Source organism: Streptomyces sp. NPDC050287, from assembly GCF_044459385.1.
Classification (GTDB): Bacteria; Actinomycetota; Actinomycetes; order Streptomycetales; family Streptomycetaceae; genus Streptomyces.
This window is the reverse complement of the sequence record NZ_JBITIY010000002.1, coordinates 137608-163058: the sequence shown is the minus strand read 5'-3', so window position 1 is coordinate 163058 and position 25451 is coordinate 137608. Positions and strand designations below refer to the sequence as shown.

Annotated in this window: 22 protein-coding genes and 1 riboswitch; of the genes, 10 read left to right on the top strand and 12 right to left on the bottom strand. The window is 70.2% G+C overall.

Annotated features, from left to right (window positions below):
* Window positions 1-160: 160 nt before the first annotated feature.
* Window positions 161-745, top strand: a complete 585-nt coding sequence (locus ACIBK3_RS06040; RefSeq protein ID WP_399362391.1) for a flavodoxin family protein — start codon at window positions 161-163, stop codon at window positions 743-745.
* Window positions 746-778: 33 nt separating this feature from the next.
* Here ACIBK3_RS06040 and ACIBK3_RS06035 read toward each other — a convergent pair whose 3' ends face one another.
* The 4 genes from ACIBK3_RS06035 to ACIBK3_RS06020 form a co-directional block, all read right to left on the bottom strand.
* Window positions 779-1666, bottom strand: a complete 888-nt coding sequence (locus tag ACIBK3_RS06035; RefSeq protein ID WP_399362389.1) for an ABC transporter permease — start codon at window positions 1664-1666, stop codon at window positions 779-781.
* Complete coding sequence (locus tag ACIBK3_RS06030) at window positions 1653-2666, bottom strand: ABC transporter ATP-binding protein (protein ID WP_399362387.1); 1014 nt, start codon at window positions 2664-2666, stop codon at window positions 1653-1655. The genes ACIBK3_RS06035 and ACIBK3_RS06030 overlap by 14 nt, the downstream gene beginning before the upstream one ends.
* Before the next feature lie 74 nt (window positions 2667-2740).
* The gene (locus tag ACIBK3_RS06025) at window positions 2741-3979 is read right to left on the bottom strand and encodes an outer membrane lipoprotein carrier protein LolA (RefSeq protein WP_399362385.1); all 1239 of its coding nucleotides are present in this window, start codon (window positions 3977-3979) and stop codon (window positions 2741-2743) included.
* 416 nt (window positions 3980-4395) lie between these two features.
* Window positions 4396-5406: a polyprenyl synthetase family protein gene (locus tag ACIBK3_RS06020; RefSeq protein WP_399362383.1), complete on the bottom strand. Its 1011-nt coding sequence runs from the start codon at window positions 5404-5406 to the stop codon at window positions 4396-4398.
* Window positions 5407-5614: 208 nt separating this feature from the next.
* Between ACIBK3_RS06020 and ACIBK3_RS06015 the strand changes: the two genes are divergently transcribed.
* The 3 genes from ACIBK3_RS06015 (at window position 5615) to ACIBK3_RS06005 (ending at window position 10355) form a co-directional block, all read left to right on the top strand.
* Window positions 5615-7117, top strand: coding sequence for a peptide MFS transporter (locus tag ACIBK3_RS06015; RefSeq protein ID WP_399362381.1), 1503 nt, complete (start codon window positions 5615-5617; stop codon window positions 7115-7117).
* An 18-nt stretch (window positions 7118-7135) separates the two neighbouring features.
* Window positions 7136-9130 (top strand): CocE/NonD family hydrolase, encoded by a 1995-nt coding sequence (locus tag ACIBK3_RS06010; RefSeq protein WP_399362379.1) that lies wholly within the window; start codon window positions 7136-7138, stop codon window positions 9128-9130.
* 275 nt (window positions 9131-9405) lie between these two features.
* A riboswitch (cyclic di-AMP (ydaO/yuaA leader) is annotated at window positions 9406-9586 on the top strand.
* Window positions 9587-9590: 4 nt separating this feature from the next.
* On the top strand, window positions 9591-10355 hold the full coding sequence (locus ACIBK3_RS06005; RefSeq protein WP_399362377.1) for a transglycosylase SLT domain-containing protein: 765 nt from the start codon (window positions 9591-9593) through the stop codon (window positions 10353-10355).
* A 39-nt stretch (window positions 10356-10394) separates the two neighbouring features.
* On the opposite strand, the gene ACIBK3_RS06000 is transcribed toward ACIBK3_RS06005, so the two are convergent.
* The 5 genes from ACIBK3_RS06000 to ACIBK3_RS05980 form a co-directional block, all read right to left on the bottom strand.
* A complete protein-coding gene (locus ACIBK3_RS06000; RefSeq protein ID WP_399362375.1) occupies window positions 10395-11207 on the bottom strand; it encodes an HAD family hydrolase in 813 nt (270 codons plus the stop codon).
* A gap of 104 nt (window positions 11208-11311) precedes the next feature.
* Window positions 11312-12340 carry a LacI family DNA-binding transcriptional regulator gene (locus ACIBK3_RS05995; RefSeq protein WP_399362373.1) on the bottom strand — a complete coding sequence of 343 codons (1029 nt, stop codon included), beginning with the start codon at window positions 12338-12340 and terminating at the stop codon, window positions 11312-11314.
* 24 nt (window positions 12341-12364) lie between these two features.
* Window positions 12365-13243: a carbohydrate ABC transporter permease gene (locus ACIBK3_RS05990; RefSeq protein ID WP_399362371.1), complete on the bottom strand. Its 879-nt coding sequence runs from the start codon at window positions 13241-13243 to the stop codon at window positions 12365-12367.
* Entirely contained in the window at window positions 13240-14235 is a 996-nt protein-coding gene (locus ACIBK3_RS05985; RefSeq protein ID WP_399362369.1) for a carbohydrate ABC transporter permease, read from the bottom strand. Before ACIBK3_RS05985 ends, ACIBK3_RS05990 begins: the two co-directional genes overlap by 4 nt.
* Entirely contained in the window at window positions 14232-15566 is a 1335-nt protein-coding gene (locus ACIBK3_RS05980; RefSeq protein ID WP_399362367.1) for an ABC transporter substrate-binding protein, read from the bottom strand. Before ACIBK3_RS05980 ends, ACIBK3_RS05985 begins: the two co-directional genes overlap by 4 nt.
* 377 nt (window positions 15567-15943) lie before the next feature.
* On the opposite strand from ACIBK3_RS05980, the gene ACIBK3_RS05975 reads away from it, so the two are divergent.
* Window positions 15944-17152 (top strand): arabinogalactan endo-beta-1,4-galactanase, encoded by a 1209-nt coding sequence (locus tag ACIBK3_RS05975; protein ID WP_399362365.1) that lies wholly within the window; start codon window positions 15944-15946, stop codon window positions 17150-17152.
* A gap of 206 nt (window positions 17153-17358) precedes the next feature.
* Window positions 17359-17799: a hypothetical protein gene (locus ACIBK3_RS05970; protein WP_399362364.1), complete on the top strand. Its 441-nt coding sequence runs from the start codon at window positions 17359-17361 to the stop codon at window positions 17797-17799.
* A gap of 3 nt (window positions 17800-17802) precedes the next feature.
* Here ACIBK3_RS05970 and ACIBK3_RS05965 read toward each other — a convergent pair whose 3' ends face one another.
* The 3 genes from ACIBK3_RS05965 to ACIBK3_RS05955 form a co-directional block, all read right to left on the bottom strand.
* The gene (locus tag ACIBK3_RS05965; protein WP_399362362.1) at window positions 17803-18264 is read right to left on the bottom strand and encodes a carboxymuconolactone decarboxylase family protein; all 462 of its coding nucleotides are present in this window, start codon (window positions 18262-18264) and stop codon (window positions 17803-17805) included.
* Window positions 18265-18561: 297 nt separating this feature from the next.
* Window positions 18562-19764, bottom strand: coding sequence for an NAD(P)-binding domain-containing protein (locus ACIBK3_RS05960; RefSeq protein ID WP_399362360.1), 1203 nt, complete (start codon window positions 19762-19764; stop codon window positions 18562-18564).
* 128 nt (window positions 19765-19892) lie between these two features.
* Window positions 19893-21179 (bottom strand): ATP-grasp domain-containing protein, encoded by a 1287-nt coding sequence (locus ACIBK3_RS05955; RefSeq protein ID WP_399362358.1) that lies wholly within the window; start codon window positions 21177-21179, stop codon window positions 19893-19895.
* 234 nt (window positions 21180-21413) lie between these two features.
* On the opposite strand from ACIBK3_RS05955, the gene fahA reads away from it, so the two are divergent.
* From fahA to ACIBK3_RS05935, 4 genes are all read left to right on the top strand, one after another.
* Window positions 21414-22637, top strand: coding sequence for a fumarylacetoacetase (gene fahA, locus ACIBK3_RS05950; protein ID WP_399362356.1), 1224 nt, complete (start codon window positions 21414-21416; stop codon window positions 22635-22637).
* Window positions 22638-22985: 348 nt separating this feature from the next.
* Window positions 22986-23924, top strand: coding sequence for a M56 family metallopeptidase (locus ACIBK3_RS05945; protein ID WP_399362354.1), 939 nt, complete (start codon window positions 22986-22988; stop codon window positions 23922-23924).
* 437 nt (window positions 23925-24361) lie between these two features.
* A complete protein-coding gene (locus ACIBK3_RS05940; RefSeq protein WP_399362352.1) occupies window positions 24362-25150 on the top strand; it encodes a GntR family transcriptional regulator in 789 nt (262 codons plus the stop codon).
* A gap of 66 nt (window positions 25151-25216) precedes the next feature.
* Window positions 25217-25444, top strand: a complete 228-nt coding sequence (locus ACIBK3_RS05935) for a ferredoxin family protein (protein ID WP_010986276.1) — start codon at window positions 25217-25219, stop codon at window positions 25442-25444.
* Window positions 25445-25451: the final 7 nt, after the last annotated feature.

The window sequence follows — 25451 nt, the reverse complement described above, 5'->3', positions numbered from 1 at the left end:
CACCCATGACCGACCGGCACCCCGCTCCACGACCCATCGCCGGGAGGAGTTGTTGCCGCGGACGCTCGACGACACGACGGTTGATTGCGTCCATTGAATGCGTATGCATATGCTGCATGCGCGCTCTATAGGCGTACGCCGCTGATGATCTGGAGGAGTCATGGCCCGCCGCTTCCTGTTCGTCCTGGGCAGCAGCCGCAGTGAGAGCAACACCGAGATGCTGGCCCGCCGGGCCGCCGAGCAGCTTCCGGCGGACGTCGAACAGCAGTGGATCAGCCTCGCCGAGCACCCCGTCCCCGACTTCGTGGACCTTCGGCACGACAGCGACCACAGCCGCCCCACCGAGGGCAACCTGGCGCTGCTGCTCGACGCCACGCTCGCGGCGACGGACATCGTGATCGCGTCCCCGCTGTACTGGTACGCGGTCTCCGCCCCCGTCAAGCGCTACCTGGACCACTGGTCGGGCTGGCTGCGCACCCCCGGCCTCGACTTCAAGGACACCCTGGCCGGACGCACCCTCTGGGGCGTCACCGCGCTCGCGCACCGGGAGGGCGAGGTCGCCGACCCGCTGGTCGGCACGCTCAGCAACTCGGCCGCGTACATGGGGATGAGGTTCGGCGGAGTGCTGCTCGGCAACGGCAGCAAGCCCGGGGACGTACTGAAGGACACCGAGGCCCTCACCCGCGCGAAGACGTTCTTCGCGACCGAGGCACCCCTCGCACGCTTCCCGTACGAGACCGAGTGAGCCTCCGGTCGGGGAAACCCGGGGCAGGCAGAGCTAGGTCGTGATGTCCTTCGTCGTGAACCGAGCCCAGGCCGCCGCGCCGAAGACCGCCGCGTACAGGGCTTGGAGGCCGAGGTTCTTCATCAGTTCGTCCCAGTACACCGGGTCGCGCATGAGGTCGGCGAAGGACAGCCAGTAGTGGGAGAAGAAGTACGGCTGGAGGGCGTGAAGTTGGGGGATCTGGTCGAGAATCTGGACGGTGATCAGCAGACCCACGGTGGTCGCCATCGCCGCGATGCCGCTGTTGGTCAGGGTGGAGATGAACAGGCCGAGGGCCGCCACGCCGATCAGTGACGCGGCGACGGCCAGGGCGATCAGCAGGGCCCGGCCGAGGCCGTCGGCGAAGCTGATACGGGTGCCGGAGATCGTGGTCAGGTCGCCGAGCGGGAAGAGCAGCGCGCCGACGGTGAGGGCGGAGACCGCGACGACGAGCGTGGCCACCAGGCAGAACGTCATCACCGTCGCGTACTTGGTGAGCAGCAGGCGGCTGCGGCCGGCGGGGGCGACCAGGAGGTAGCGCAGGGTGCCCGCACCGGCCTCGCCGGCGATGGCGTCGCCCGCGATGACGCCGATCGCCATCGGCAGGAAGAACGGGAGCGTCGCGGCGAGCGCGGTGAAGACCAGGAACAGGCCGTTGTTGGTGATCTGCGAGATGAACGCCGGGCCGCCTCCGCCGCCGGGACCGGCCGACGAGCCGTCACCGGTCTCTATCTTCACGGCGATCCCGACCAGGATCGGTACGGCCGCCAGCACACCCAGCAGGGCGAGCGTGCGCCAGCGCCGGAAGGTGGTCAGGAGTTCGTTGCGGAACAGGCCGAAGGTCCACATCAGGCTCGGGGTGCGGGCGGCCGGTGTCTGCCGTACCGCCTCAGCCTGCGACATCGAAGCCCTCCCCGGTCAGTGCCACGAACGCGTCCTCCAGCGAGGCCCGTTCGACGCCGAAGCCGCGGACGCGGACGCCCGCCGTCACCAGCGCCGCGTTCAGGTCGGCCAGGTCACGCTCGGGCGGTTCGGCACTCACCCGGTCGTCCGCGATGACCACGTCCGAGGCTCCCTGTTCCTTCAGCACCCGGGCCGCCTCCGCCGCGTCCGGCGTCGTCACGACCAGCCGTCCGCGGGTGCCCGCCGCGAGGTCGGCCACCGGGCCCTGCGTGATCAGGCGGCCCTGGGCCATGACGGCCGCGTGCGTGCAGACCTGCTCGATCTCGTCGAGGAGGTGGGAGGAGAGGAAGACGGTCGTGCCGTCGGAGGCCAGCTCCCGGATGAGGGAGCGGATCTCGCGCATGCCCTGCGGGTCGAGGCCGTTGGTCGGCTCGTCGAGGACCAGCAGCTTGCGCGGCTGGAGCAGCGCCGACGCGAGGCCCAGGCGCTGTTTCATGCCCAGCGAGTACGCCTTCGCCTTCTTGCCCGCGGCGGCCGCGAGGCCCACCCGGTCCAGCGCGGCCGCGACGCGGGTGCTCCGGGTGCGGGGGTCGGCGGTCGGATCGGCGGCGTCGTACCGCATGAGGTTCTGGCGGCCGGAGAGGAAGCCGTAGAGGGCCGGGCCCTCGATGAGCGCGCCCACCTGCGGGAGGACGGCTCGCGAGGAGCGCGGCATGGGGCGGCCCAGGACCCGGGCCGCCCCCGAGGTGGGCTCGATGAGACCCATCAGCATGCGGATGGTGGTGGTCTTGCCGGAGCCGTTAGGACCGAGGAAGCCGAAGACGCTGCCCGCCGGGACGGTCAGGTCGAGACCGTCGACGGCGAGTTGTCCGCCGCGGTAGCGCTTGGTGAGCGCGCGGGTGTGGATGACACTGCCCTCCGCGTCCTCCGCGCCCGCCACGTCGCCCGCGCCCTGCGGATACGGTTCGGACTCCGGTTCCGTGGCGGACGGTTCGCCCATCGGCTCCCTCAATTCGTCGTACCCGTCATCCCGGTCACACCCGTCGCACCCGTCCGTCGCATCCCGGTGGCTGCTTACTTCCCCGCGTCGGCCGCCTTCACCAGGGCGTCCTTGGTGACCGCGCCGACGTAGACCTTGCCGTCGTCCGTCATCAGGGCGTTGACCAGGCGGGTCGAGAACACCGTGCCCGAACCGAAGTCGCCCTTGACCTTGTCGCCGAGCGAGCCGAGGAAGCCGCCGAGGTCACCGCCGGCCTGGGAGCCGGAGGGCATGCCCTGGCCGCCGGTGTCGAAGGTGGCGATGGAGTTCCAGCCCTTGCCGATGATCTTGAGACCGTCGAGCCCCTTGCCGAAGTCCTCCTCGGGCTTGGCGCGCGCCGGGTCGTGCTGCGGGCCCTTCCGGATGCCCGCGCCCGCGCCCGCGCCCTCATCAGGCTTGCCCTCGGTGACCTTCGCACCCTTGGGCGGGGTGAAGTCGAAGGTGGAGGCGGCCGGCTTGCCGAAGGCGACCTGGGTGAAGCCGGCGTCCACGACGGCGGCGCCGCCGCTCGCCGGGGTCAGCGTGAACTTCAGCGGCAGCCCGGTCTTCGAGTCCACGGCCACGGTGATCCGGCCGACGGTGGAGCCGGAGTCCTTGGGCTTGACGACGAGGCGGTAGGCGTCGCGGCCCGCGACCTGCGCGGTGCCGTCGACCGTCACGGAGGTGGTGTCGTCGACCGACTTCAGGGCCTGTTCGGCGAGGTCCTTGGGCGTGGCCGGGACGTCCTGCTCCTTGCCGGCCGCCGCACTGTCGGAAGCGGTCGAGTGGAAGACCTCGTTCGACTTGCTGTCGTAGCCCCAGACGTCCTTGCCGTTGTGGATGACGCTGTATTCGGCGGCGTTCTCCAGCAGCGACAGTTTCTGCTTGTCGGGGCCGTCGGCCGCGACGCGCAGGGTGTGGGTGCCGGTGACGAGTTCGGTGAGCTTGGACGAGGGGTCCGCGGAGGAACCCCCGTCGCCCGACTCCATGCCCGAGGCGAGGCTGTTCTCCAGACCGCCCAGATCGGGCAGTCCGAGGTCCGTGCTGATCTTCACCGTTCCGGACAGCTGCTGTACGTCCGACGCGGCGATCTTCTCGATGAGTTCCTGTGCGCTGATCTTGGGCAGATCGGGGTCACCGGAGTCGGCGAGCGCGGGGACGAGCCCGATGGTCGCCGCCGCCACCCCCACCACCGCGACCGGCACGACGTACCGCGCGGCCTTGCGCCGGCGGGCCGCGCGCAGGTCGTCGGCCTCGGTGACGGTCGTGCTGTCGTCTGATGCGAACGGTGCCATGTGTGCCTTACCTCCGTCGTCGGCGGCGGCTGTCCCACTCTCGTACGTCCACCCGTAGCCGCCATTCTCACCCGAATCGGTGAGGAGTGGTGTTTCCGTGGTGACTATCTGACCAAATTCACCGGGATGATTCGTCAGCCCTCGGACTCAACTCCGTGTACACCTGCGGTATGACACACGGAGGCGGCGCCTGCCCCGACCCGTAGGGGTTCGGTGGAGACGCCGCCTCATGTACGGGTGGAGACATGGCGTTGCGTGCGGGTGGAGACATGGCGTTGCGTGCGGCTGGATCAGCCCCGCGGGAACACGTGGTCCGGTCGTACGGCACGCCGCCGACGCTGTTCAGCCGGCGGATCTCACCGCGATGCCGGCGAGCAGGCCATGCGTGACGTGGGTCACCCCGCACATCCGGCAGGTCAGCCCGCCCGGTGGACCACCGCGTCGCACATCTCCATGAGGGCCACCTTCGCGTCGCACTCCCGCAGGGGGGCCAGCGCGGAGCGGGCGTCCTCGGCGTAGCGGACCGTGTCGCGGCGGGCGTGCTCCAGCGCCGGGTGGGCCCGCAGGCCCGCCAGGGCCTCGGCGTGCCGGGTGTCGTCGGTGAGGTCGGAGTCGAGGAGCTCGCACAGCGCGATGTCCTCGGCCAGGCCCAGCCGGGCCGCCCGCTCGCGCAGCCGCAGCACCGGCAGGGTCGGGATGCCCTCGCGCAGGTCGGTGCCCGGGGTCTTGCCGGACTCGCGGGAGTCGGACGCGATGTCCAGGACGTCGTCCGCGAGCTGGAAGGCGACGCCCAGCCGCTCGCCGTACTGCGTCAGCACGTCGACCACCGTCTCGTCGGCGCCCGACATCATCGCGCCGAAGCGGCACGACACCGCCACCAGCGAGCCCGTCTTGCCGCCGAGGACGTCGAGGTAGTGCTCGACCGGGTCGCGTCCGTCCTGCGGTCCCGCCGTCTCCAGGATCTGGCCGGTGACCAGCCGTTCGAACGCCTCCGCCTGGACCCGGACCGCCTCGGGCCCGAGGTCGGCCAGGATGTGCGAGGCGCGGGCGAAGAGGAAGTCACCCGTGAGGACGGCGACCGAGTTGCCCCAGCGGGCGTTGGCGCTGTCCACGCCGCGCCGCACCTCGGCCTCGTCCATGACGTCGTCGTGGTACAGCGTCGCCAGGTGGGTCAGCTCGACGACCACCGCCGAGGGCACGATTCCGGGTGCATAGGGATCCCCGAACTGGGCAGCAAGCATCACGAGCAGTGGCCGAAAACGCTTCCCCCCCGCCCGCACCAGATGCTGGGCGGCCTCCGTGATGAAGGGAACCTCACTCTTGGTGGCTTCGAGCAGTCCCTCCTCGACAGCCGCCAATCCGGCCTGGACATCGGCTTCCAGAGCCTGGTCCCGCACGCTCAGCCCGAACGGCCCGACGACGGTCACGAGGGATCTCCTGTCTGCTGGTGTCTTCTGGCGATTACACGGTTTGTCGATAGGTCGCTGCCATCACTCAAGTCAGCGTATCCGGTCACGTTTCGATCCCCGATAGCGCCTGCCCGTCCAGCCCGGGCGGTATCAGGATCACTCCCGGTATGTTTTTGATCACTTGATATCACCTGATATCCACCGACTTGCACGGAAGAAGTTGAGCGTGTCCCGAACCGCCCTCGACGTCACGCCCGGCAGTCCCCCGCCGCCCGAGGACGATCACACCTTCCTCGGCCAGCCCGGGGGCCTGCTCACCCTCTCCGGTCTCGAGGTCTGGGAACGCTTCTCGTTCCTCGGCATGCAGGCCATCCTCGTCCTGTACTTCGCCGACACGCTGGCCCACGGCGGCTTGGGCATGTCGGCCGGAACCGCCGCCTCCGTCTCCGCGGCCTACGGCACGCTCGTCTACCTCGTGTCCGTCGGCGGCGGCTGGCTCGCCGACCGCATCCTCGGCTCGTACCGCGCGGTGCTGTGGGGCGGCGTCCTGATCGCCTGCGGCCACTACTCCATGGCGGTGCCCACCGCCGCCATGACCTGGGTGGGGCTGGGGCTCATCAGCGCCGGCACCGGGCTGCTCAAGCCCAACGTGGCCACCATGGTCGGCAAGCTGTACGCCACCGACGACGACCGCCGGGACGCCGGTTTCGCGCTCTACTACATGGCGATCAACATCGGCGCCTTCGCGGGCCCCCTGGTCACCGGCTGGCTCGGCGACCACCAGGGCTGGCACTGGGGCTTCTCCGCGGCGGCGATCGGCATGACCTTCGGCCTCGTCCAGTACGTGGCCGGCCGCCGCCGGCTGGCCGGACGCGAACACGCGGCCGAGTCCGCCCTCGCCCCGGAGGCGACGCGCCGCGCGATCCGCCTGATCGTCGCCGGGATCCTCGGCACGGCCGCCGTCGCGACCGCCCTCGCCACGGCCGGATGGCTCACCATGGGCCGCTTCGTGGACCTGCTCACCCTGGTCTCGGTGATCGCCCCGGCCGTCTACTTCGCGGTGATGTTCGCCAGTGGCCGGGTGAGTGCCGAGGAACGCGGCAGGCTGCGCCCGTACGTCGTCCTCTTCCTCGCCTCCACGGTCTTCAACTTCATCCTCTTCCAGGCGTACTCGACGATGATGCTGCTGGCCGCGTCGAACGCCCGGACGACGATCCTCGGCTTCGACTTCCCGGCCAGTTGGTACGCCTCCGCGCTGGGCGCCTTCGAGGTCGCTCTCGCGCCCGTGGTCGCCGCGTTGTGGGTGCGGATGGGCCGCCGCCAGCCGCACGCCTCCAACAAGATCGCGATCGGGGTCGTCCTCGGCGGTCTGTCGTTCCTGCTGATGGCCCTGCCGACCAGCGGGCACGGCGGCGGCGACTACCTGATGTCCGCCTGGTGGATCGTCGGCTCCTACCTGCTGCTCGGCCTCGGCGACATCCTGCTGGAGACCTCCGGCATGTCGGCCACCACCAAGCTCGCCCCGGCCGCCTTCTCCAGCCAGACCATGTCCCTCTGGTTCCTGTCCCTCGCCCTGGCGAACGGCATCCAGGCCCAGACGGTGAAGCTCTACGACGACGTTTCCCAGCCGGCCTACTTCGGCGTCAACGGCGCGATCGCGGTGGTCGCGGGACTGGCCGTGATCGCGGTCGCGCCCTGGCTGCGGCGCACCATGCACCCGGTCCACTGAACTCACGGGATCACGCTCATGCACATCCGTACGTCCTTCCCCTATGAGACGACCCACGAGGACCTCCGCATCCCGCTGTCGGACGGAACCCTCCTCTACGCGCGCGTATGGCGGCCCCTCACGCAGGAACCGGTACCCGCTCTCCTCGAATACCTGCCGTACCGACTCACCGACTGGACCGCGCCCCGCGACTGGCAACGCCATCCCTGGTACGCGGGCCACGGTTACGCCTCCGTACGAGTGGACGTGCGCGGACACGGCAACAGCGAGGGCCTGCCGGGCGACGAGTACTCGGCGACCGAGCTGGCCGACGGGGTCGAGGTGGTCGAGTGGCTCGCGGCGCAGCCCTGGTGCGACGGCAAGGTCGGCATGTTCGGCATCTCCTGGGGCGGCTTCAACTCCCTCCAGATCGCGGCCCTCGCCCCCGAGCCGCTCAAGGCGGTCGTCACGGTCTGCTCCACCGACGACCGCTATGACAACGACGTGCACTACATGGGAGGTTCCGTCCTCGCGGTGGACATGCACGCCTGGGCGGCCACCATGCTCGCCTTCGTCTCGCGCCCGCCGGACCCGCGGTACGTCGGCGAGGGCTGGCGGGACATGTGGCTCACGCGGCTCGAAGAGGTCGAGCCCTTCCTCCACACCTGGCTCGACCACCAGATTCGCGATCGCTACTGGCGGCACGGCAGCGTCTGCGAGGACTACGGCGCGATCGACGCCGCCGTCCTCGCGGTAGGCGGCTGGCACGACCCGTACCGCGACACGGTCCTGCGCCTGGTCGAGCACCTCCCGGCCGACCGGGTCCGCGGACTGATCGGCCCCTGGTCCCACCAGTACCCCGACCGCGGCCTGCCGCCCGGTCCGGCGATCGGCTTCCTCCAGGAGACCCTGCGCTGGTGGGACCACTGGCTGAAGGGGGCCGACTCCGGCGCGATGCGTGAGCCGCTGCTCCGTGCCTACGTCAGCGACTCCCACCCCCCGGCCACGGTCCACGACACCCTCCCCGGCCGCTGGGTCGGCGAGCCGTCCTGGCCCTCCCCCCACGTCTCGACCCTCTCGTACGGCCTTCAGGGCGCCCCTCTTCTGGTCCGCTCCCCGCAGCACACGGGCGTGGACGCCGGCCGTTTCTTCCCGTTCGGGAACGACGCCGACCTGCCGCCGGACCAGCGGGAGGAGGACGCGCGGTCGGTGTGCTTCGAGTTCGAAGCGGGCGAGGAGACCTGGGTGCTGGGGCGGCCGCGGGTACGCCTGAGGCTGACCTCCGAGCTGCCGCGCGGCCAGGTGATCGCACGGGTCTGCGATGTCGCCCCGGACGGCTCCTCCACCCTGGTCACCCGGGGCGTGCTGAACCTGTCGGCGCGGCAGGGGCGGGACAAGGTCGTGCCGTGGGAGCCGGGGGCCACCGAGGACGTCGAGTTCGAGCTGAACGGCATCGGTCACGCCTTCCCGGCCGGGCACCGCATCCGGCTCGCGGTGTCCTCCGCGTACTGGCCGTGGATCTGGCCGCGGCCCGAGTCGGCGGCGGGCTTCACGCTGGACCCGGCGGGCAGTGTGCTGGAACTCCCGGTACGAGCAAGGGAGTCGGAGTCCCGCATCTCGTTCGAGGAGCCCGAGCAGTCGCAGCCGCTGGGAGTGAGCTTCCCGGCGACGCTGGACGAGCCGCGCCCGGAACGGCTGGTCGTACGTGATGTGGCCAAGGGCGAATGGCGGCTGGAGGTCGATCCGCGCTACGGCGGCACCCGCGTGTATCCCGACGGGCTGGAGTTCTCCGAGGACGCGCTGGAGACGTACACGATCACCGAGACGGACCCCCTGTCGGCGCGGGCCCGCTCGGACTGGTCGGTCCGGCTGCACCGGCCGGAGCCCGGCTGGGAGGCCACGGTCCGTACCCGCTCGGAGCTCTCCTGTGACGGAACGGACTTCCTCGCCTCCAACGAGGTGGTCTGCACGGAGGGCGGCGAGGTGGTCTTCCACCGCAGCTGGGAGAAGCGGATCCCACGGACCGCCGGTTGACTATGAGTTGGGCTCATTGCCCGATTTGCCTTGCTTGTGATCGACCGTGAGTTGGGTCACGTACGTCCGCTCGCGACCGCACTCCCGGGCGCTCACGTTTCCCCTTCCCCTTTGCGTCAGTTGAGTCTTGGCAACAGCAAAGGATCAAGCACCCCATACGCCCCATCCCAAGGTCAAAAGGTGTGATGGGTGAATCCGGCCCTTGTTTCGGACATGTGCTCTCGCATACGTTCCCGGCCTGTCGGGCGGACGCCGAATCCTGCCGCCGCCCATGGAGACACCCATCGACGAACACCGCACGGCAGGAGCGGGGGACCCAGGTAAGTCGCCGGTCCGGATATCTCAGGACATTCCGGAACGGCTTGGGGTTGAGTCGCGTCGCCTCACGGCGGCGTGACCGGGCACCTCCCAGCCCGCACCCGACAGCTCACCTCGCAGGCGCCGGAGAGGAAGCAAGGCCATGGCCGCACGAGGTAAGCACAACCGTCCCAGAACCAGCCCGTTCACCCGAGGCGCCGTCGCAGCCGCAACGGGCGTCGTCGCTCTCGCCATCCCGCTGCTGGGCGCGACCACAGCGAGCGCCGCACAGCCGGCGCAGGCTCCGGCCGCACAGCCGGCCCAGGTTCCCGCCGCGCTGACCGTGGCGCGGGTCAGGTCCGTCACGTACACCACGGCCCATGGCGACACGCTCTATGACATCGCGAACAAGTACGGCACCCCCGGCGGCTGGCACCGGCTCTACAAGGACAACCGCAAGGCCGTCGGCGGCAACCCCGGGCTGATCCACGCGGGTCTCAAGCTGACCGTCAAGGCGACGAAGAAGGCGAGCGCGCCGGCCAAGAAGGCCGCCACGAAGGCCGCCCCGGCCGTCGCCAAGGCCGTCCCGGCCGCCCTCAAGACGTACGCGAACAACCTCGACGGCTGGATCCGCGAGTCGCTCGACATCATGGCGCAGCACGGCATTCCCGGCTCGTACGACGGCATCTACCGCAACGTCATGCGCGAGTCGTCCGGCAACCCGCTGGCGATCAACAACTGGGATTCCAACGCCGCGGCGGGCACCCCGTCCAAGGGCCTGCTCCAGACCATCGACCCGACCTTCCAGGCGTACCACGTCGCCGGCACGTCGTGGGACCCGTACGACCCGGTCGCGAACATCACCGCCGCCTGCAACTACGCGGCCGCGCGGTACGGCTCGATCGACAACGTGAACGGCCCGTACTGAGCCTCGGCACGTACCTGGGTCTCAGCACGTACCTGGGTCTCAGCGCCGCGGAAACAGTCTTTCGAGGACGACGGCGATGCCGTCGTCCTCGTTCGACAGTGTCACCTCGTCCGCCACGGACTTGAGTTCGGGGTGGGCGTTGGCCATCGCGACGCCGTGGGCGGCCCAGTCGAACATGGGGATGTCGTTGGGCATGTCACCGAAGGCGATGGTCCGGTCCGGGCCGAGGCCCAGGTGGTCGGCGGCGAGCGCGAGGCCGGTCGCCTTGGTGATGCCGCATGGCTGGAGTTCGACGGTCCCGGGGCCCGACATGGTGACCGTGGCGAGGGAACCCACCACGGAACGCGCCGTGGACGCCAACTCGTCGTCGGACAGGTAGGGATGGCGCAGCAGCACCTTGCTGATCGGCGCGCTCCACAGGTCGTCGCGCCGGCTCACGCGGACGGCGGGCAGCGTCGGGTGGGGCATGAGGTAGCCCGGTTCGATGAGGGTGAGGCCGTCGACGCCGTCCTGGTCGACGGCGGCGTACACCTGGCCCGCCTCGGCCTCGATCTTGCCGAGCGCGGTCTCCGCCAACTCCCGGTCCAGGGTGACCGACCAGAGCAGCCGGTCCGCGCCGGCGTCGTACACCTGCGCGCCCTGCCCGCACACCGCGAGCCCCTCGCTGCCCAGGTCGTCGAGGAGGGGCCGCACTCTGGGCGCCGGCCGGCCGGTGACGACGAGGTGCCGGGCACCGGCCGCCGCCACCCGCGCGAGCGCGGTGAGTGACCGGTCCGAGAACGTGTCGTCGCCTCGCAGCAGCGTTCCGTCCAGGTCGGTGGCGATGAGTGAATATGCGGTGGGTGCGGCCATGATCAGAGAATACGGATGGAACGACCCAGCGACTCGACGTGAACCGGACGGCTGCAGCCTTCACATGCGTTGACGCGTGCTCCGCTTGCGACATTCGTCGGGGTTCAAGCGGAGTCCCGTACGACCAGTTCCGTCGGCAGGATCACTCCCGCCGTGTCCTCCCCGGCGATCTGGGCGAGCAGCATGCGGACCATCTCGGCGCTGATGCGGTCGTAGGGCTGGCGCATGGTGGTGAGCGCCGGGGTGACGGCGGTGGCCGCGGCCGAGTCGTCGAAGCCTCCGACAGCGATGTCATCGGGGACCGAACGTCCCAACTGGTGCAGGGCGTTGACGACTCCCTGGGCCATGAGGTCGGAGGCGACGAACACCGCGTCCAGGTCGGGCGCCTGGGACAGGAGCCGGCGGGCCGCCTCCTCGCCACCGGTACGGCGGTAGTCGCCCTCCGCCACCAGCGCCGGGTCGTAGGGCAGGCCGGCCTCGGCGAGTACATCGCGGTAGCCGGCCAGGCGTTCGGTGCCGCCCGGAGTGTCGAGCGGCCCGGTGATCATGCCGATGCGGCGGCGGCCGCCCGCGAGGAGATGGCGGACCATCCCCTGGGCACCGTCACGGTCGTCGGCCGCCACGTAGCTCACCCTGGAACCGAGTCCCATCGGCTTGCCGCAGGCCACCAACGGCATCCCGGCGGCCCGGAGTTCGGCGGCGACCGGGTCCCCGCTGTGGCTGGAGACCAGCAGCACGCCGTCGACGTGGCCCGAGGTGATGTAGCGGGTCAGCCGGCGCCGGTCGTCGTCGGTCGCGGCGAGCATCAGCAGCAATGGGATGTCGTGGCGGGCGAGATGCTCGGTGCAGCCGCGCAGCAGCACGTTGAAGTTGGGGTCCTCGAAGAACTTCTCCTGCGGCTCCGTGAGCAGGAAGGCCACCGAGTCCGACCGTCCCGTACTCAGGCTGCGGGCATGCCGGTTGACCACGTACCCCGTCTTCCTGATGGCGGCCTCCACCGACCGCCGGGCGGCCGGCGAGACGTAGTGGCCGCCGTTCAGGAAGCGGGAGACGGTGCCCCGCGACACGCCCGCCTCCCGCGCCACGTCGTGAATGGTGGGCGGCCTGCGGCGTCCGTTCGCGCTGGTGGTCATGTTCCTCGTTCAGGAAAGGGGTGTTCAGGACTTGATCGAGCCGCTCAGCAGGTCGAGGGACCAGAACCGCTGGATCACCAGGAACAGCGCGATCAGCGGGACGATCGCGAGCAGGCATCCGGTGATGACCAGGGTGTACAGGGCGGGCTGCGAGGCGCCCTGGGCGAGCAGCGTGTAGAGCCCGAGGGTGATCGGGAACTTGGTGTCGTCGGCCAGCATCACGTACGGCAGCAGGAAGTTGTTCCAGATGGCGACGAACTGGAAGAGGAACACCGTGATCAGGCCGGGCATCATCATCGGTACGGCGATCCGCGCGAAGATCCGCCACTCGCTCGCGCCGTCCATGCGGGCGGCCTCCATGAGTTCGGCGGGCACGGAGGCGGCCGCGTAGATGCGGACCAGGTAGACGCCGTACGGGGAGAGGATCGACGGCAGCAGCATCGACCAGTACGAGTCGGCCATGCCCGTCTTCGACAGCAGCAGGTACTGCGGGACGGCCAGCACGATGCTCGGCACCAGGACGCCGGCCAGGATCACCTTGAAGATGAACTCCCGCCCACGGAAGGCGTACCGGCCGAGCGCGTAGCCGCCGGCGGCGGAGACCGCGGCCGACAGCAGGGCGCCGACACCCGCGTAGAAGACGGAGTTGGCCATCCACTGCCAGTAGATGCCGTCGCGGTAGTCGGTCAGGTCGCCGAGGTTGTCGAGGAAGCCGGTGCCGGGGGCGAAGCTGAAGGTGGAGAAGAGCTCCGACCGGTCCTTGGTCGCCGCGATGACCACCCAGGCGATGGGGATCAGGCAGTACAGCGTGCCGAGGAGCAGCACGAGGGTGGGGACCCAGGCCGTGCGCCGCGCTCGGGCGGGCCTGCCGGTGGCGTCGGCGGTGAGGGTGAGGGGGGTCATGCCCGGTCCTCCCGGGTGTAGCGGTCGGAGATGCGCAGCAGGGTGAAGGAGAGGACGAACGTGGCCAGGGCCAGGACGACCGCGGTGGCGGAGGCGCCGTAGACGTCGGACTTCAGGAAGGCGCTGTCGTAGATGGCCATCAGCGGGCTCCACGTGCTCTGCAGGTTGTTCGTGAGCGGCTTCAGGGCCATCGGCTCGGTGAAGACCTGCAGGGTGGCGATCACCGAGAAGAAGAAGGTGAGCACCAGCGAGGGCAGGACGATCGGGATCTTGATCCGGAGGGCGATCTTGAGGTTGGACGCCCCGTCGATCCGGGCCGCCTCGTAGATGTCCGGCGGGATCGCCCTGAGCGCGGTGTAGATGACGATCATGTTGAAGCCGGTGCCGCCCCAGACCGCGATGTTCGCGAAGGAGAGGTAGAGGTTGCCGCCGTTGAACAGGTCCGGCTGCGGGAGGCCGAACTTGTCCAGCAGGTAGTAGAACGGGCTGACCGTCGGCAGGTAGAGGAAGCCCCACATGAGGGCGGCGATGATGCCGGGCACGGCGTACGGCAGGAAGATCATCAGCCGGGCGAAGGGCGCGCTGCGTGCCTTGGGAGTGTCCAGCATCAGCGCGAAGACCAGCGCGAGGCCCAGCATGGTCGGGATGACGATCAGGCCGTAGCCGAAGGCGCGCAGCACGCTGTGGCCGAACTCGGAGTTGTGGAGCACGTCGGCGTAGTTGCCGAGGCCGTTCCAGACCTCCGAGCGGGCCCCCTTGCCGAGGCCGATCCCCTTGACCTTGACCTTGTGCAGGCTGAGCCAGATCGCGTACCCGATGGGCACCAGGGTGAAGGCGGCGAAGAGCACCAGCGTGGGCACCAGGAACCAGTACGGTGCGCTGCGGCCACGGCGGCGGGGTCGGCTGGGGCGGACGGACGGGGCGGTGCCGGTGCCGTCCGCCAAGGGCCCGACCTCGACGCGGTAGGAGCCCTTGAGCGGAGCGCTGGTCATGCCTCGGTCACCTCGAAGCCCTGCTTCTTCATGTCGTCGAAGGTCTTCGACTGCATGGTGGCGAGGGCGGAGAGGAACTGGGCCTCCTTCTTCGCCTTGGTGGCGCCGCCGAAGCCGTCCTGGAAGGCGGTGTAGGCGGTCTGGACGTTCGGGCCCCAGGCGGAGGGCGCCGTGGTCGCGGCGATCGTGGCGGCCGTGGTGTAGAAGTCCTTCTGGTTCGAGAAGAACTCGGGCGTCGTCAGGATGTCGCCGGACTGGCCCTTCGTGGCGGCCGGGTAGACGGCCGGGTACTTCACCAGGGCGGCCAGCGCCTCCGGGTCGGTGTTGATCCAGCGGGCGAACTTGGCGGCGGCCTCGGCGTGCTTGGAGTCGCTGGAGACACCGGTGGAGGAACCGCCCCAGCTGCCGGTGACGTTGTCGCCCGCCTTCCACTGCGGCAGCGGGGCCATGCGCCACTTGCCCTTGGTGTCGGGCGCGGAGGAGATCAGCACGCCCGGCGCCCAGACGGCGGAGACCCAGGCCAGGTGGGTGCCCTTGTTCAAGGCTTGGTTCCAGGCCGGGGTGTACATCGGCTGGTTGTCGATGACGCCCTCCTGCACCAGGCCGCCCCAGAACTCGGCGGCCTTCTTGGTGCCGGCGTCGTCGATGCCGACGGACCACTTGCCCCCGCTGTCGACGGTCCACCACTTGCCGCCGGCCTGCTGCGCGAGGCCCGCGAACAGGCCCGGGTCGTTGGAGGAGAAGGTGGTGAGGTAGGCGTCCGGCACGGCCTTCCTGGCGGCGCGGGCGACCTCGGCGAACTCCGTCCACGTCTTGGGGACGCTGAGTCCGTGCTGCTTGAACAGGTCCTCGCGGTAGAAGAACATCAGCGGCGCGGAGTCCTGCGGCACGCTGTAGACGGCGTCGGTGCCGAGTGTGACCATGTGCCACAGGCCCTCGGAGAACTCCGACTTGACGTCCCCGACGTACTTCGAGATGTCGGCGAGCACGTCGTTGGAGACCAGCGTCGGCAGGGACTGGTACTCGACCTGGATCAGGTCCGGGGCGTTGCCCGCCTTCTTCGCGGTGATCAGCTTGGAGACGATCTCACCGCCGCTGGCCTGCTTCGACACGGTGACCGTGATGTCCGGGTTCTTCTTGTTCCAGATCGCGGCGACCTTTTCCATGTTCGGCGCCCACGACCAGTAGGTCAGCTTGACCGGCCCGCTGCTCTCGCCGGAGTCGTCGTCGGAACCGCCGCAGGCGGCGAGGGTGCTGGTGAGGCCGAGGGCTGCGGCCCCGGCGAGGATGCTGCGCCTGCTGATCTGGTGGCGGTGGATCGACATCTTCATCTCCCCTGACTTGAACCAGCCGGGCTCGGGACGTCCCGCGTACGCGGCAAACCGCCGTGGGGGGAGGTTCTGCGGACGTGACCGAAAGGCTGTGCGCGAGGGCCGCGCGGCTCTGTGATCGTGCACAGTAGAGAATTGTTTCGGCACCTTGTCAATGGCGGGGGTCTGGGGTTACCTACTTGTTGCTCGCGGATGTCGGGGAGCGGCGGTACTGTGCACGATCACAGAAACCCGGCTCTTGTCGGCGGGTTGATGGGCTGCGGTGTCCTCTCCTCCCGGTGCCGGCCGTCGTAGCCGAAGCAGCCGGATCGGCCGGCATGTCCGGTGTCGTCCGGGAGCCGATTCCAGCCTGACCGTCACTGTGAAGGGACCCTGATATGCGCAGACGCAGTGTTCTGAGCGCCGCCGGAGCGGCCGGAGTCGCCGCGCTCACCGTTCCCGTGCTGGGCGCGGCGCCCGCCGTGGCGAGCACCGGGGGGAGCGCGGTGGCGGGCACGGCGGGGAGTGCCGTGGCGGGGAGCGCTTCGGGAAGGGCCGGCCAGCGGCGCGCTTGTCTTGAGATCCGGGGCGTCGACATCTCCTCGCTGCCGAAGAACGAGGTCAAGGGCGCGGTCTACCGGCGTACCGACGGCCACCGCGACGACCCGGTCCGCATCCTCGCCGCCTCCGGCGTCACCCACGCCCGCCTGAAGGTGTGGGTCGACCCGGCCGACGGCTACAACACCAAGGCGCGCGTCCTGCCGCTGGCCCGGCGCCTGAAGCGGGCCGGCATCGGCATCTGGGTCGACTTCCACTACTCCGACACCTGGGCCGACCCGGCCCACCAGACCAAGCCCGCCGCCTGGGCCGACCTGGACGTCCCGGGCCTGACCAGGGCGGTGTACGACCACACCGCCGACGTCCTCGGCGCGCTGCGGCGGCAGGGCACCCCGGCCGGCCTGGTGCAGATCGGCAACGAACTCAACGGCGGCATGCTCTGGCCCGAGGGCGACTGGGAGCACTGGGACAACCTCGCCGCGTTCCTCAAGGCCGGCCTCAGCGCCGCCCGGGACACCACGCCGCACGTCCGGACGATCCTGCACCTGGCCAACGGCGGCGACAACGGGCTGTACCGCTGGTGGTTCGACAACGCGGTCTCCCACGGCGTCGACTTCGACATCATCGGGCTCTCGTACTACCCGTTCTGGCACGGGCCGTTGGAGCAGGCCGCCGCCAACATGGCCGACGTCACGGCCCGTTACGGCAAGCCGTGCGTGATCGCGGAGACGGCGTATCCGTTCACGCTGAACAGCGAGGACGCCACCAACGACATCATGAACAGCCCGTCACAGCTGACCGACGGCTTCCCCGCCACTCCCGAGGGCCAGGCGGCCTGGCTGCGCGCGGCGGCCGACCTCGCCGCCGGCGTCCCGAACGGCCAGGGCCTCGGCTACTGCTACTGGGAAGGCACCTGGACCTACCGCACCGGCAACGGCTGGGACCCCGCGGACCCGACGTCGGGCAACGCCTGGGAGAACCTGGCTCTCTTCGACTTCGAGGACAGGGCACTGCCGGGGCTGCGGACGCTGGGCCGGTACCGGGGGTAGTGGGTACCGGCCCAGCGGGTAGGTCGTAGGGGCTGGTCGCACGGGCTGGTCGCACGGGTGGGAGCCGGTGCCCCGCGGTGTAGTGGGCTACACCGCGGATACGGCAGTCGGCTCCCTCGTGGTACCGGGCGGGAGCCGGGATCGTGGAGGTCACAGAGAGCCACCGACCCCACTGAGCCAACCGACCTCGCCGAAGGGACCACTCCGTGCCCAGGAACCGCCGACGCCGTATCACCACGATCACCACCGCCGTGGCCGCCGTCACCCTCACCGCCGCCCTCGCCACCGCCTGCGACCCCGACGACATCGACTCTGCCGACTCCGTCGGCACCTCATTGGGCTGCGTCTCCAACGCCGGCACGATCGCCGACAGCCTGAAGGCCGTCCACGAGGCGGGCTGGGACGCGGTGAAGGATCCGACGCGGACCGATGAGTCGATCGACACGATCGAGAAGAACCTCGACGCGATCAACAAGGACACGGACGACAGCAAGGACGCGAACGACAGCAAGGTCGACAAGGCGGTCGACGACCTCAACCAGGCGATCAAGGACTACGACAAGGCCGTCCTGAACGGCGACACCCACCCGGACTCCAGCCGGATCGATGCCGCCGCCGAGAGACTGACCGATCTCTGTACGTCGTGAGTCTCATCCCCAGGTCGTGCCCGCGGGCTCGTGGATGGTCGTGTTGATGCGGTTGAACATGTTGGTCAGGGCGATGGTGAGGATGAGCGCCGACAACTGCTTCTCGTCGAAGTGGTCGGCGACCTCGTCCCACAGTGCGTCCGGTACGGACTCGTGGGAACGGTCCGCGAGGCGCGTGACCGACTCGGTCAGCTGCAGCGCGGCCCGCTCGGCGTCGGAGAAGTAGGGGGCTTCGCGCCAGGCGGCGACGGACGCGATGCGCTCCTCACTCACGCCCGCCTTGCGCAGGTTGTGCACATGCCCGTGCACGCACGCGCTGCACCCGTTGATCTGGCTGGCGCGCAGCCCCACGATCTCCGCGACCTCCTGGGACAGCCCGCCCTCACCGATCGCCTGACCGAGGGCGCCGATGCCCTTCATCGCACCGGGAAGGACGTATGCCGGGTTGGTCATCCGAGCCTGCATGGTGATGCCTCCTGTGTCAGTGTCCAGGTCGACCTGGCCGTTCCGGCCGTTCTGGTCTCGCTTTCACTTCACTGACGGAGCGGAGGCAGGTGTTGTGACAGCCCTGCCGGAAAAGTTTCGCGTGCTGTACGCGCTGGGCCGGCGGCCGTCCGAACGCGGTCGTAGGAGATCGCGCTCGACCAGCTGCGTCAGCACCTCGAACAGAAGCCGGTGGCGATCAGGGACGCGCACGTGCACCACCGGCACACGCGCTGCCGCGGCCGGTCGGCTCCCGCGTGGAAACTCCCCGGCCGGCCGTCAGCCGTGCGCCCTCGCCAGGTGCCCAGCGAGCCTCGGTGACGCGAACTCCGTCCCGCACACGAACCGCATCACCGGCCCGTACGACGCCGCCGACGGCAGGCCCGTGAAGTACAGGCCGGGCACGGACGACACGTATCCCGCGCCCAGCTTCGGCGTGCCCCGGCTCACCGCGAGCCGGGTGCGCAGTTCGGGGCCGAGGAAGTCCATGGCGGCGAGGTCGACGCGGTAACCGGTGGCCGCGATGACATGGTCCGCCGACAGCTGTTCCGTACGGCCGGTGTGGCTGAGGACCGTGAGCGCCGGGTGGCCGTCGGCCGTGTCCGCGCGCAGCACGCGCTCGACCTCGCTGACCCGCACCGTGCCCTCGAAGCGCTCGCGCAGCCACCACGCGCCGAGCGGGCCGAGGACCCGGCGGACCAGGTAGTGGCGGGCCTGGGCCGGGAGGTAGCGGTAGGGGTGGGGGTAGTAGCTGAACGCCCACAGCGACCAGGCGCGGCCGAACGGCGACTCCGGGCGCAGCTTCGGCTGGCGCCACGGCGGCGCGCCGAACGCGACACTGCCGCGCCCGCGCGCCACCACCCGCACCTGGGCGCCTGCCTCCGCCGCCAGCACCGCCGTCTCCAGCGCGGACTGTCCCGCGCCGACGACGATCAGCTCCTTGCCGGCGTAACGCGTGAGGTCGTGGTGCTGGGAGCTGTGGGAGACCGGGCCCGTGGGGGTGGGGCCGTCCGCCGCCGCAGCGGCCAGCTCCGGGGGCAGATGGGCGAGGCCGGACAACCCGGTCGCGACGACGACCGCCCGCGCGGCGAACAACTCGCCCGAGTCCAGCTTCAGTTCGAAGCCCCCTGACGGACTACGGTCCACGGACACCACCCGCACCCGCTCCAGCTCGGGCACCAGCTTCTGCTGGAACCACTCGCCGTACGCGATGAAGGTCTCGACGGGAATGATGTCCTCGTCCGCCACGAGCCGCGGTATGCCCGCCGCCTCGCAGTAGTCGGCAAGGGTGTGGCCGCGCTGCGGGGCGTCGATGCTCGATGCCGCCGGGGTCGATTTGAGAAGCATGCCCGCGGGCATGTGGTCACGCCAGCTGACCATGGGCTCGCCGAAGACGCGCACGGGTATGCCACGTGCCCGCAGATGCGCGGCGGTCGACAGGCCGAACGGTCCGGCACCGATGACTGCTACGGGTTGGATCACGAAGTCCCTCCCCAGGACGTCACTGCTTCACTACGCCACTTCGTCACTTCGTCACTTCATGGCCCGTCCGGGCAACTGTTCCTGCTGCCGGCTGGCTGGCAGGCGGACGTCGGCCGGCTCTCTGCCGGCTATCGGCCGGCTCTCGGACGGCTGCCCGAACCGGTACTGCCGCCGCGGCGGTTGGTGCGCCACAGCTGGTAAAGGTGCTTCGCGCCGGGCCGCACGAAGCGCGCGAGCATCGTGAGAAACGGCAGCGGATCGTCACCCGCGAGCCAGGCCAGCTCCGTCCCGCTCGCCCGTGCCGGTGCGTGCGGCGTCGTATAGCCGCTGCGGCGGTAGGCGAGCAGGGCGGGCAGGTCGATGTTCTCCACGATGTACCGGTGGCCGGCCCGCTGTTCCCCCTCCGGAACGGTGCGCCCGGTCAGATCCAGATGCATGGCACGCACCACGTCCACCCCCGACTCGCTCTCGAAGAGCCGGAACTGGGCGCCCATGCGCGGGTTGAAGTCGAGGAGTTTGTACTGTCCGTCGCGCCGGTCGAAGCGCAGGTCGAGGTCGATGATTCCGGTGAAGCCGATCTGTTTGATGAAACGCGCGGCGAGGTCCGAGAGTTCCGGATTGTCGACGACGTACGCATTCGCCGTCATGCCCGCGTGCGGCGGCCAGGAGCGGACCTTTACCCCCGTGAACAGGGCCAGCGGGGTCGAGTTCCGGTCGAAGTACGCGTGCACGATCCAGTCCTCCGCCTGTTCCCTGGGCAGGTACTCCTGGAGGATCACTCCGGGATGCTCGCCCCAGTCGCGGGCCAGGGTCAGCAAGCCCTCGCGGCTGATGATGCGGGTGGTACCGTTCACGGCCGGCTGCTTGCGCCGCTCGAACGCCTCGCGGTTCTTGGCCACCACGGGGAAACGGGCCTTCTCGGCGAAGCCGACGACATCGTCGTACGACTGCGGGAAGGCCGCGGACGGGCTCGGTATCCCGTGCTCCACGCACAGTTCGTGCAGCCCCTGCTTGCTGGCGAGGCGACGCGGCAGGCCGGGGTCGACGGGCGGGAAGAGGAAACGGCCCGCGAGTTCGCCCTGGTGTTCGGCGATCAGGACTGCGGCCTCCTCGTCGGTGGGGATCAGCACGGCGGGCCGGCCGATCCGCCGCCCCACCCGTAACAGGCCCTCCACCAGCCGCTCCGGTTCCTCCGTCCCCGTCGTCGGCCACACGAACGCGCGTTCCAGGTAGCGGGATGCGGCCGCGGGTGTGTAGCGGTCCTCCGTGATCGCGTACATCGGGACGCCGAGGCGGCCCAGACTGCGGATGGCGCCGACGCCGCCGTGGTGCAGCGGGTAGTCGCCGAACTTCACGATCAGACCGGGCACTTCCCGGGCGGCTGAAAACGGCGCACTGCCGGCACTCCTGGCCACGGGTCCCCCCACGTGTCCCCCCTACGGACCGGATCCACCCCGTCCGTGTCCCCCAAAGGACGCTAAGCCGGAATTGCCACCTCCGACAAGGAAAATTCGGACATTGCAAACTCTTTAGGCACTGCCCGCAGTGGGCAACTCAGCCGTAACGTGTGGCTCGACCACACGGACCAGATCGACACACAGCGCCCCCTCATCGACCGCACGGTTCGCACGAAAGCGAGGCAGCCCCCCATGCCCCCCTTCGATGTCCCCGAGGGCGACCCCTTCGGCCCGCACAATCTTCCGTACGGCGTCTTCTCGCTCCCCGGCTCGACGGACCGGACTGTAGGCGTCCGGTTGGGCGACCACGTGCTCGACGCGGGTGCCGCGGCCGCGGCCCTGGGCTCCCCGTACGTCTCCCTCCTCGCCCGGCCGTCCCTGAACCCGCTCCTCGCCGCGGGCCGCACCGCGTGGTCGGACGTACGGCGCGCGCTGACGGCGTGGGTGACGGTCCCGTCCCACCAGGAAACGATCGCCGGATTCGTCCACCCCTTGTCCGACGTCACCCTGCACCTCCCCTTCGAGGTCGCGGACTACGTCGACTTCTACGCCTCCGAGCACCACGCCCGGAACGTCGGCCGCATCTTCCGCCCGGACGCCGCCGACTCCCTGACCCCCAACTGGAAGCATCTGCCCATCGGTTACCACGGGCGCTCCGGCACGGTGGTGGTCTCGGGCACGGACGTCGTACGGCCGTCCGGGCAGCGCAAGGCCCCGGCCGACCCGGTGCCCGTCTTCGGCCCCTCGGTCCGCCTGGACATCGAGGCGGAGGTCGGTTTCGTGGTCGGCGTGCCGACGCCGATGGGACGGCCGGTGGGCCTCGCCGACTTCCGTGAGCACGTCTTCGGGCTCTGCCTGCTCAACGACTGGTCGGCGCGCGACATCCAGGCCTGGGAGTACGTCCCTCTCGGCCCGTTCCTCGGCAAGTCCTTCGCCACCTCGGTGTCGGCGTGGATCACCCCGCTGGACGCCCTGGAAGCCGCCCGGGTGACCCCGCCCCGGCGCACGCACGCGCTGCTGGAGTACCTGGACGACTCGCTCTTCGCAGACGAGCCCGGCGGTTACGACCTGCGCATCTCGGTCGCGGTCAACGGCCATGTGGTGTCCGAGCCGCCGTTCTCCACCATGTACTGGACGGCCGCGCAGCAGCTCGCCCACCTGACGGTCAACGGCGCCTCCCTCAGGACCGGGGACCTGTACGGCTCCGGAACGGTGAGCGGGCCCTCCGAGCACGAACGGGGCTCCCTGCTGGAACTGACCTGGAACGGCACCCAGCCCCTCGAACTCCCCGACGGCAAACGGACGTTCCTGGAGGACGGCGACGTGGTGACACTGTCGGCCTGGGCGCCCGGGCCGCATGGGGTGCGGGTGGGGCTGGGGGAAGTGGTGGGGCGGGTGGTCGGACGGGGCGCCTGACGGTTCGGGGATGGCTGACGGCGGGTTTGGGGGGCCTGGCAGGTCGGGCCGGGTGCCTGGTCTCGTGCCTGACGGTTCGACCGGGCGCCTGACCGGGTGCCTCTCGGTTAGGCCGGGTGACCGGGTGCCTGGTCCGTGCCAGGGAGGTTTTGCTTGCTCGTTACCCCCTGACTCCGCTGCCCCACCCCGTCATACTGGCGTTGGGCGGATACATGCACGAGACGCCGCGAGCGCGCACCGCAAGCGCACCCGCAAGCGCCGCCCACCCAGCCGCACACAGCCCCACAGCCCGACCCGTAGCCGCACTTGCAGCCGCCCCTTTTCAGACCAGGATCCGGAGCCCGTGGCATGATTTTCAGCCTGCTCCTGCTGAGTGCCGTCGCCCTGACGGCCGCCGTGCCGGTCCCGCGCGCACTGACCCGGGCCGAGTGGCCCGAACGGGACCCGGTAGTCGCACTGTGGGTGTGGCAGTGCCTGGTCGCCACGGTCCTGCTGTGCTGTCTGACCGCGTTGGTACTGGGCGCCGCGGCCGTCTTCCACACCGTCCGCGACCACGTCTTCGCCCCGGCACCGCCGGCCGTGACCGCGGCCTACGACCTCTCGGCGGCACCGGCCTGGGCGGTCGCCCTGACGCTGCTGCTGGCCTGCGGGGCCGCGTGGACGACCGCGATGCTGGCCCGGGAACTCGTCGAGGCCCGTCGCCGCCGCGGCCAGGCCCGTGCGCACCTGCGTGAACGCGCCCCCGACCTGCCGGCGGGGCTGCCCGCGGCGCGGGGCCCGCTGCTGGTGCTGGAGGACGAGTACCCGGACGCCTGGTGGTTGCCGGGCAACCCGCCCCAGCTGATCGTCACGACCGGGGCGCTGCACCGGCTGACCGACCACCAGCTCGACGCCGTCCTCACCCACGAACGCGGTCACGCCCGGGCCCGCCACGACTGGCTGTTGCACCTCTCCACCGCGCTGGCCACCGGCTTCCCGCAGGTCCCGCTCTTCTCCCACTTCTGCGACGAGACCCATCGCCTGGTCGAACTCGCCGCCGACGACACAGCCTCCCGCCGCTGCGGCCACCTGACAACGGCCCTGGCCCTGATCGAACTCAACCAGCACCGGGGCGTCCTCTCCTGCGCCTCCACCCACCGCCTCCTCGGCGAACGCGTGGACCGCCTCCTGGAACCCCAGCCCCGCCTGGGCCCCCGACACCGCCTCCTCACCACCACTGCGGCAGCCCTGGTCCCCCTCCTCCCCCTGCTCATCGCCTTCGCCCCCGGCCTGACAGCCCTGACCTGACCCCAGCCTCCGACGACCACCTGATCCACCCAGCTCCAGGCAGCCACCCCGTCAAGTCCGGGCTGTCACCCCACCCGGGCCCGGCCGACTCGGCAGCGGCCGACTTCTCTCCTGGCGCGAGCTGACCGACCTCAGGGGCGCGGGGAACTGCGCGAGCGACCACGGACAACCCGCAGCCGCCGAACAAGCGCAGCCCCCACCCACCAGGCGTCCTGGAACGCCCATGCTCCAGGGTGGACGCAGGCCGCCCCCCGCCGGCGCCGGGCCGCGCCACCCGCCCCCAGCAAGCGCAACACCGCCCAAGCCAAAGACCCCGGGTGGCACATCTCCCCCCACCCCCAAAGAAAACCCAGGTCAACCGCTGAACCGGCGGAGCACCCGGTGGCGCAACACTCCCGCAACACAGCTTTCCCTACCACCTCGCTATGGTTCGATCCATGCCGCCCACCGACCGCATCCGAGACCACGCCGGCCAGGGCGCGACCACCGTCGCCGCCCACCGCACCCGGCGTCGGCTGCGCGCGGACCAGGCCCGGCAACTCGCCGACCTCCTCCGCCACCAGCTCCTCACGGTCGGCTTCCCGGACGGCACCCTCCCCCACGAGTCCACCCTCGCCACCGACTACCGCGCCTCCCGCAACACAGTCCGCCAAGCCCTGGACCTGCTCCGCGCGGAAGGCCTGGTCGAACGCCTCCCCGGCGTCGGCACCGTGGTCGTCGCCCAGAAGTACCCGCATGGCCTCGACTGCCTGATGGGCCTCGCGGAAACCCTCCGCGAACACGGCCGCGTCACCAACGAGGTCCGCACGATGGGCCCGGCCCCGGCCCCCACCCCCGTCGCCGAACGCCTCGCCATCCCTCCCGGCACCGACGTCCTCTACATCGAACGCCTGCGCCGCCTGAACGGTCTTCCCCTCTCCCTCGACCTCACCTACATCCCCCTCGACCTCGGCACCGCCCTGCTCGCCGCCGACCTGGAGAACACCGACGTCTTCCGCCTCCTGGAAGCCATCACCGGGCAGCGTCTCGGGCACGCCGAGATCACTCTGGAGGCGGTGAACGCGGACACTCACTCCGCCGCCGTGCTCGAAGCCCCGCGCGGCGCGGCCGTCCTCATGCTGGAACGCCTCACGCACCTCGCCGACGGCCGCCCCGTCGACCTGGAGTTCATCCGCTTCCGCGGCGACCGCATCACGATGAGCGGCCTGCTGCACCGGTCCCTGTAGAACACCACCCTCCCCGCTGAACACCCCTGCTCGCGCACCTTCCCGCGCACCTTCCTGGAGACAGCCATGCCCTTGGCGCCCCAGCGGGCCGACGTGCCCGTGACCATCGACGAGTCGAAGTGCATCGACGGCTGCACGCTCTGCGTGGACATGTGCCCGCTGGACTCCCTCGCCATCGACGAGAGCAACGGCAAGGCCTACATGCACGTCGACGAATGCTGGTACTGCGGCCCGTGCGCGGCCCGCTGTCCCACCGGAGCCGTCACGGTCAACATGCCCTACCTCCTCCGGTGAGAGGCCT

Coding starts and splice junctions, on each gene's coding strand:
- ACIBK3_RS05995 (WP_399362373.1), bottom strand. CDS start 12,340: ATGACCACCAGCGCGAACGGACGCCGCAGGCCGCCCACCATTCACGAC.
- ACIBK3_RS06035 (WP_399362389.1), bottom strand. CDS start 1,666: ATGTCGCAGGCTGAGGCGGTACGGCAGACACCGGCCGCCCGCACCCCG.
- ACIBK3_RS06000 (WP_399362375.1), bottom strand. CDS start 11,207: ATGGCCGCACCCACCGCATATTCACTCATCGCCACCGACCTGGACGGA.
- fahA (WP_399362356.1), top strand. CDS start 21,414: ATGCCCCCCTTCGATGTCCCCGAGGGCGACCCCTTCGGCCCGCACAAT.
- ACIBK3_RS06040 (WP_399362391.1), top strand. CDS start 161: ATGGCCCGCCGCTTCCTGTTCGTCCTGGGCAGCAGCCGCAGTGAGAGC.
- ACIBK3_RS05935 (WP_010986276.1), top strand. CDS start 25,217: ATGCCCTTGGCGCCCCAGCGGGCCGACGTGCCCGTGACCATCGACGAG.
- ACIBK3_RS05965 (WP_399362362.1), bottom strand. CDS start 18,264: ATGCAGGCTCGGATGACCAACCCGGCATACGTCCTTCCCGGTGCGATG.
- ACIBK3_RS06025 (WP_399362385.1), bottom strand. CDS start 3,979: ATGGCACCGTTCGCATCAGACGACAGCACGACCGTCACCGAGGCCGAC.
- ACIBK3_RS05985 (WP_399362369.1), bottom strand. CDS start 14,235: ATGACCAGCGCTCCGCTCAAGGGCTCCTACCGCGTCGAGGTCGGGCCC.
- ACIBK3_RS05990 (WP_399362371.1), bottom strand. CDS start 13,243: ATGACCCCCCTCACCCTCACCGCCGACGCCACCGGCAGGCCCGCCCGA.
- ACIBK3_RS05980 (WP_399362367.1), bottom strand. CDS start 15,566: ATGAAGATGTCGATCCACCGCCACCAGATCAGCAGGCGCAGCATCCTC.
- ACIBK3_RS06010 (WP_399362379.1), top strand. CDS start 7,136: ATGCACATCCGTACGTCCTTCCCCTATGAGACGACCCACGAGGACCTC.
- ACIBK3_RS06030 (WP_399362387.1), bottom strand. CDS start 2,666: ATGGGCGAACCGTCCGCCACGGAACCGGAGTCCGAACCGTATCCGCAG.
- ACIBK3_RS05945 (WP_399362354.1), top strand. CDS start 22,986: ATGATTTTCAGCCTGCTCCTGCTGAGTGCCGTCGCCCTGACGGCCGCC.
- ACIBK3_RS06005 (WP_399362377.1), top strand. CDS start 9,591: ATGGCCGCACGAGGTAAGCACAACCGTCCCAGAACCAGCCCGTTCACC.
- ACIBK3_RS05975 (WP_399362365.1), top strand. CDS start 15,944: ATGCGCAGACGCAGTGTTCTGAGCGCCGCCGGAGCGGCCGGAGTCGCC.
- ACIBK3_RS05940 (WP_399362352.1), top strand. CDS start 24,362: ATGCCGCCCACCGACCGCATCCGAGACCACGCCGGCCAGGGCGCGACC.